The 5,884-nt window shown below is 50.1% G+C and carries 7 protein-coding genes; 1 reads left to right on the top strand and 6 read right to left on the bottom strand.

Features of this window, described 5'->3' with window-relative positions; genetic code table 11:
* Window positions 1-548 precede the first annotated feature (548 nt).
* The 3 genes from EWE75_RS23515 to EWE75_RS23505 form a co-directional block, all read right to left on the bottom strand.
* Window positions 549-1,049 carry a hypothetical protein gene (locus EWE75_RS23515; protein WP_130160481.1) on the bottom strand — a complete coding sequence of 167 codons (501 nt, stop codon included), beginning with the start codon at window positions 1,047-1,049 and terminating at the stop codon, window positions 549-551.
* A gap of 64 nt (window positions 1,050-1,113) precedes the next feature.
* Window positions 1,114-1,887: a hypothetical protein gene (locus tag EWE75_RS23510; protein ID WP_130160480.1), complete on the bottom strand. Its 774-nt coding sequence runs from the start codon at window positions 1,885-1,887 to the stop codon at window positions 1,114-1,116.
* Between the two features lie 22 nt (window positions 1,888-1,909).
* On the bottom strand, window positions 1,910-3,181 hold the full coding sequence (locus tag EWE75_RS23505) for a HEPN domain-containing protein (RefSeq protein WP_130160479.1): 1,272 nt from the start codon (window positions 3,179-3,181) through the stop codon (window positions 1,910-1,912).
* An 84-nt stretch (window positions 3,182-3,265) separates the two neighbouring features.
* Here EWE75_RS23505 and EWE75_RS23500 point away from each other — a divergent pair, with 84 nt between their 5' ends.
* Window positions 3,266-3,574 carry a hypothetical protein gene (locus EWE75_RS23500; protein WP_130160478.1) on the top strand — a complete coding sequence of 103 codons (309 nt, stop codon included), beginning with the start codon at window positions 3,266-3,268 and terminating at the stop codon, window positions 3,572-3,574.
* Between the two features lie 127 nt (window positions 3,575-3,701).
* On the opposite strand, the gene EWE75_RS23495 is transcribed toward EWE75_RS23500, so the two are convergent.
* The 3 genes from EWE75_RS23495 to EWE75_RS23485 form a co-directional block, all read right to left on the bottom strand.
* On the bottom strand, window positions 3,702-4,784 hold the full coding sequence (locus EWE75_RS23495) for a hypothetical protein (RefSeq protein ID WP_130160477.1): 1,083 nt from the start codon (window positions 4,782-4,784) through the stop codon (window positions 3,702-3,704).
* A gap of 63 nt (window positions 4,785-4,847) precedes the next feature.
* Window positions 4,848-5,204, bottom strand: a complete 357-nt coding sequence (locus tag EWE75_RS23490; RefSeq protein WP_130160476.1) for a hypothetical protein — start codon at window positions 5,202-5,204, stop codon at window positions 4,848-4,850.
* A gap of 241 nt (window positions 5,205-5,445) precedes the next feature.
* Window positions 5,446-5,733 carry a hypothetical protein gene (locus tag EWE75_RS23485; protein ID WP_130160475.1) on the bottom strand — a complete coding sequence of 96 codons (288 nt, stop codon included), beginning with the start codon at window positions 5,731-5,733 and terminating at the stop codon, window positions 5,446-5,448.
* Between the last annotated feature and the right edge of the window lie 151 nt (window positions 5,734-5,884).

The following is a 5,884-nucleotide window of genomic DNA, read 5'->3' as shown; positions in this document are numbered from 1 at the left end:
GCGCTCGGGCTTCTTGGGCAGCATGTCGATTCCTCGTCGATCTTTTCCAATGACGAAGGAATCACAACCTCGATCCGAGCGAAACCCCCTTTCGCGGGCGCGCGCGAAATCGCAAGCTTTTGCGCCGGAATCAGAACAAACCTTGCGAAACCCAACATTTAACAAGCCAGATAAAGTACGTATTATCAGAGGTTTGGGCGTTATTCACCGGCGACTAGATCAACCGACAGCGCCCTGGGCATGTATCAACCTCCTTGCTCGAAGGCCGTACTGAATCAGATCGCAACCGATTTGGGAATCGCCCACGATTCAATCAGATCGATTTATGCTCTAGGGTGGCGTCGATAGTTGTTGGCTCATGGCCCGTTATCGTTTGTATAAGCCCTTCGAGGAACAGGGGATTAGAGTTGTGTCTTCCTCCAATGATGAACACACAAGAGATCAAATCTCTATCTCTCTTTCACTTCTATGCCATGCTTGAACGAATGAACGAGCGCGTAGCGAGTGAATGAGTGAAAAGCAGGCGAGCGTTAAGCTCGCCTATCAGATTACCGCTCTGACGCATCAATCCATGAACCGATGACTTCATCAACGAAGTCTTGCGTTAAACTATCAGCTTGCGCCTGATACGCCTCTTTTTCATCGGGGAATCTGATCGGCTCATCATCATGACGCCGCTTATCACGAAGAGAAAAGTTAACCTGCCCGTCTATATCAGCATCTACCTTTAAGATAAGATTTCCCTCGAATGGGCCTCGCGTAGTCTCATCCCAGAAGATTTCAGCGGAGGAGGAGCCGGTAAATTTACCTAGATCAATCTCCTTCAGGCCGATATGCGATTCAGCCTTGATATAGAGATCGTTCAAAGCTTGTATCGCGACCTTGATCTCCATCATGGCCGCTTCCCAATAAGCCTCTGCGGTAGCTTTTTTAAGCTCATACTCTTCCGCTTGCTGCGTCTTGAAAGCTAGATGCGCCTCTTCATCCTCCTTTGCCTTCGTGTACCTCGCATTGATCCGGTTAAATTGATCGAGCATCCTGTTATTCATGCGACCCTCGTTTCAATTGAGCAGTGATAAAGTTTTATCCGACGAAACTTTAGCTAACGCCGATTTAGCCGCGCTGAAAATTTATATGCGCAAATGCCTCAAAGTTTCCGTCGCCGCCCCTCGCAATACCTTCAAACGGCTTAACACGTTTTCGAAATTCATCGATCATGCCCTTCGCGCCGTTGTGACAGGCCTTCAGGATCATGCCGCCGAGCGTGTCCGTTTCTTTGTCGGAAGCGTATACAAGCGTTATGCCATCGGGAAGAAGGTTATCGCCATAGTACCCAACATTCCGTGCGTTGATATCTTTGTGAAGCCCAAGCTCACTATCCGTCACCAAAGCCATTTTGCCGTGCCTGAGCGGATCATAGGCGGGCAAGATGTTATGGGTGAGCGTCAAATGCCAGCCGATCCGCTCAGGATTAACGCCATCTTTCACGCCGATGATAAGATAGGCAGCAAGCGGATTGTAAGGAATATCACCAGAATGTTCGTTCAACTTCACCGGAATCACATAAGACATACAGACCGCGCACACCTTCCCCGCTATCGTGCGCTTGTTGGTGTCCATTACCACGACGTTATCGAAGGTTTTAAGCGCGTCATCGGGATCAAACGGTGCCCGAACATCCTGCGGTATTGATGCTACTACTTTATCCGTTTTCCCGTCCCGCTTGTAGCTTCGCTCGACCTTAGTCGAGCCCGGCAACGCGTCAACAAGCTCGATCTTCCCACTCTCCGAGTCATAGCGGATGCTTATCTCACCAGTTTCGCGCGCATCAACGATGCCGTAAACCCAATCGTCGCGTTGCTTGCTCTTTCCCGTTTTCTTCGACATTCCATTCCCCTTCGAACGAGCTTTAACTCTCAACCCGTGATCGAATGTCCAACTCTCGATGGATGATGGAAGCACACAAAGAATTTGCAATACGAACCGTCTCGCGATCTCCCGTTTGCAATATGTGCCGCCCCTCGTGGACGATCTGTGAGCGCAAATCGTACACCCGCTTGAAGTTCGCCATTATCTCCTCCCGATGCTGCGATGATCTCCCCAGCAGGTAGGAGCAGCGACTTGCAAGAAGGTTGGTAAGCCCAATTCCCTCGGACGCCTTGCGATCGCCAAGCATAACTTCGATCGCGATCGTGGCTTGTAGGAGCGCATCAAGTGGCCGACTGTTTATGCGAGAGCGGTAATACCATACACACGCGGAAAAAAGCCTGCGACAGTCAACGTTATCATTAAATATCGTTCCTACCTTGGTTATCGCTGTCTGATAAGCTGCCCATATGTCGGAATTATTACGACGGGCAAAGCTAGAAGTTGAACTAAAGGCGGAAACACCCAGCAACTCTTCTTCAATTTGCTCGGTCGCGATTATCTCGCGCGGATCTTCAGTATGAATGGCAATATAGGAGAGCTTATCTTGGTTGTTATCGAATGATATAGAGGTGAAACCGGTTGCCAAAGATGCTCCATAAAACGCTTTGATGTGATCCTCTAAAGATCGGCCTATGATACTCGCGATTGGCGAAAAGGCGTAACCGCTCATCGGCATAGTAAAGTAGAATCGATCGCCCTTGAATTCTCGGCTAACAGTCTCTCCCTTATTCCAGTCGTGGAATAGGCCCATATCAACCATCTCGTGCTTTGAATACACGGGCAACGGCGCGGGGAGGTGACTCCCTCTACAAATTATAATGTTCGATGGTAGTGACGTTACGTCGGGAACCTCAGACAATAGCGGCGCTGAAAAGTGGGGTGGCAGTGCAACGGTAAGCCGATATCGGATTGGAAGAGACTTGATAACGGCAATCAGTTTTTTAGCATATCCAATAGTATCTTCGACAAACGGAAATTGAGTCAATGGACGACCGGCGCCAATCTTGATGTACGTATGCCACTTTGATCGATCCTGCTCGAACTCGGCGCGAATAAGATTCGATAAGCCGCGTTCGCCAACAAAGCGGTCTATTTTTGCTCGGGCATCAGCAGACAGGTCATCAATCAAATCATCGGCCCACGCAAAAACCTCGTGCGTGAGATGGGTGCTTTTGCAAGGAACAGTTTGAAGCTTTTCGGCTATACGCACGATAAGCGTGGCCTCTGTGTGAGCATCAATCTTGATCGTCATCAATCGCTCCGCTCGGCGTAAGCGACTACCGTTGCCATAAGCAGAACAAATGCACCAGTGGTCTTGCGTCCCACTAAATAGCCCGTGAAATACCGCCCCTGCCCTAACCATCCCGGCTACGAAGCTTCGCGATGCGGCTCGATCCGATCGCTTGAACGCTCACGCATCACCAAGCTGGGCAGGACAGCAACCATACCCGGCAAGACACTTGCCCACGTTGGACGCGACAGCCGCTACGTGACGCTTGGCGGCAAGTTCACCGACTGGCGCGCGATGGCAGCGGAGGCATGGGCGGGCGTTGATGAGCGCCCCGTGAGCGATTATCCCGATGGTCGGGTGATCACCCTTGTGGAGCATTGGGCAGAGCTTAGGGCGAAGGCTGCGGATCAATAATGCGCCCGCTGATCATATGAGCTATAACAAGATAGCTGGCGAGACACTCAACCTCTAATCATGAAAGGTTGTTGCCGAACATCACGGGTATGCTTGATAACAACGTCTCGCCAGTCGGTTCCTCACGTCACAACTCTTGAGTCAGCCTTACCCAGTTGTTACGCATCAGATCAGTGCAATATTTCCGTTCTACAAAGGGCTTAAACGCTCCGCTTTGCTGCCAGTCAGACATTTGACTGCTGTAAATTGGCCGATTGACCATTTGAACAATTTTTTGCTTAACGACCTCGGCATCAGAGTCGGAAATTCCTGCCGTCGTTGCGAAAACCCGCCTAGCGCTACCGTTTCCGCTATGGTGTCTCATCAATTGCATGTTTTGTTCAAGGAATCCGAATCCCATAAAGACAATTGTTTCAGCCGCAGCCACTACATCTTTTATTCGAGCAGCAAGTCCGCTATCGACAGTTTCAGTAAACGTTCTAATTTCGCGCGAGACTTCTAGTAGGTTGATGTTATTATCGCCGCCAAGCGGGACGGACAGCCCGCCTTGCCACGGCAAGTCTCCAACCTTTCCGTAAGGATGGATGATCGTCGCATTGCCAATGATTGCTTTAGCTCGCGCCACACCGATCTGATAATATGCGGTAATCGCTTCTACGAGAAATGCCTCAAAACATCTATCATAATTGAAAATCACGAACGAGACGTTATCAAACAGATTATCTATCTCATCCAATGGTCTGCCAGCATTAAGCAACTGGATGAAAGGGATATACCAACTGCTTAGAAGCTTGTCACTCCACGGCGAACTCTGAATTCGTTTTGAGTCTTTCTTCACCAATGCGCTATTTGCTTCAGCGGAGAGGATGGAACTCGCAATCCCAATCTTGCCGAGTGTTTCAATGATCGTGTTGCCGCGATGCGCATCAAGATAGTTATCGATGGATTGCGCCAGCGGTAACGCTTTACGCACTCGTTCGGCCATCGCGCGATAAGCGCGCATTTCGTTTTCCCATCCGTTGCGATCAACGGATTGTACCGCCTCCACAATAGCGTCGTTAACTGCCTGATTCTTGAACGCTTGAGTAGCGTTGCCGCGTTCCGGTGCAAGCGCTTCGATAATGTGATCTCGCAAACCGTCGCCAGAGGGAAGGCCAATTTCGCAGCTTGCCCCAGCGCCAATAATAAAAAGAGTGCCCCGTCTAAACATTAACTGCCCGCCTCAGAATCGTCCATTACCACTTGTTATGCGAGTTCTCCTTGTCGGATCGCGTTAACAAAACCGCTCCCATGTCTTGTCCATTTCGCCGTCTGCCATTTCCTCCTCCAAGACAGCCAGCCCGCCACCGTTTGAAACGAAACGCTGCGGGCCGGTCATACCTCCGAAGCTGTTTTTAGAATTCACTCGACCGCAGGCCATCGGATGGCCCGACTTCCGCGAAACGGCAACGGCTGTAAATACCGCGCTATCTGGGTCTTTAAGCTTCCCCTTAATCAGATCCTTAGCTCCATTCTCAACGAACGCGTCAACGGTTTCGGGACTATTCTCGCTAGCCTCTTGGTTCGAATTGCAAGCGCCCAGAGGCATCATCAAAGCCATCGCAGAGAAAATTAACGTGCGTTTCAACATAACCCTCCCCATAATCCTCATCGAGTTGATAAACGCCGCCTTTATGTGACTGGCGCAGAAAGCCCCACCCTACCTTCTGTTAAAGAATGATCCGATCAGAACAAACGGGATCATCACGAGCTTAACAGCCACGATAAGCACGAATATGAAGGGCGCTACAAAAGGGAAGATCAACGGTTGCCCCCACCACGGTTGATCGGGATCGCGCCACCAAGGATTGCTCCGCTGTTTATCCATTATATTATTTGCCCACCTTTGGCGTAGGCGTTTCCGCAAGCTTGGTATTAGAACCGTCAGCTTGTGAAGCAACGATGCCTGCAACCTGTATGGTGACGAGGATGCATAAGACCGCCCCTAGAAAAATAATCCATGCAACAGATCGTTTAAGCCTGAAATCAATTAGTCGGCTTACTTTATATGCGCTGCCACTCCCGCGAAGTCTGCCGTGAATATCGTCAGAATGTCCAACGCGGAATACTTCTAAGGTTATCTCCTCGCTTCTTGGCATATGCGGGATGACGATCTTCAAGACATTATCGCTCCATTCGGCTTTGATAGAGCATAAATCGATCTGATTGAATCGTGGGCGATTCCCAAATCGGTTGCGATCTGATTCAGTACGGCCTTCGAGCAAGGAGGTTGATACATGCCCAGGGCGCTGTCGGTTGATCTACGCAAGC

This window comes from Sphingomonas populi (assembly GCF_004208535.1).
GTDB classification, from domain to species: Bacteria; Pseudomonadota; Alphaproteobacteria; order Sphingomonadales; family Sphingomonadaceae; genus Sphingomonas; species Sphingomonas populi.
The sequence above is the reverse complement of the archived record's forward strand: the minus strand, read 5'-3'. Positions and strand labels throughout refer to the sequence as shown.

Coding starts and splice junctions, on each gene's coding strand:
- EWE75_RS23505 (WP_130160479.1), bottom strand. CDS start 3,181: ATGACGATCAAGATTGATGCTCACACAGAGGCCACGCTTATCGTGCGT.
- EWE75_RS23510 (WP_130160480.1), bottom strand. CDS start 1,887: ATGTCGAAGAAAACGGGAAAGAGCAAGCAACGCGACGATTGGGTTTAC.
- EWE75_RS23495 (WP_130160477.1), bottom strand. CDS start 4,784: ATGTTTAGACGGGGCACTCTTTTTATTATTGGCGCTGGGGCAAGCTGC.
- EWE75_RS23490 (WP_130160476.1), bottom strand. CDS start 5,204: ATGTTGAAACGCACGTTAATTTTCTCTGCGATGGCTTTGATGATGCCT.
- EWE75_RS23515 (WP_130160481.1), bottom strand. CDS start 1,049: ATGAATAACAGGATGCTCGATCAATTTAACCGGATCAATGCGAGGTAC.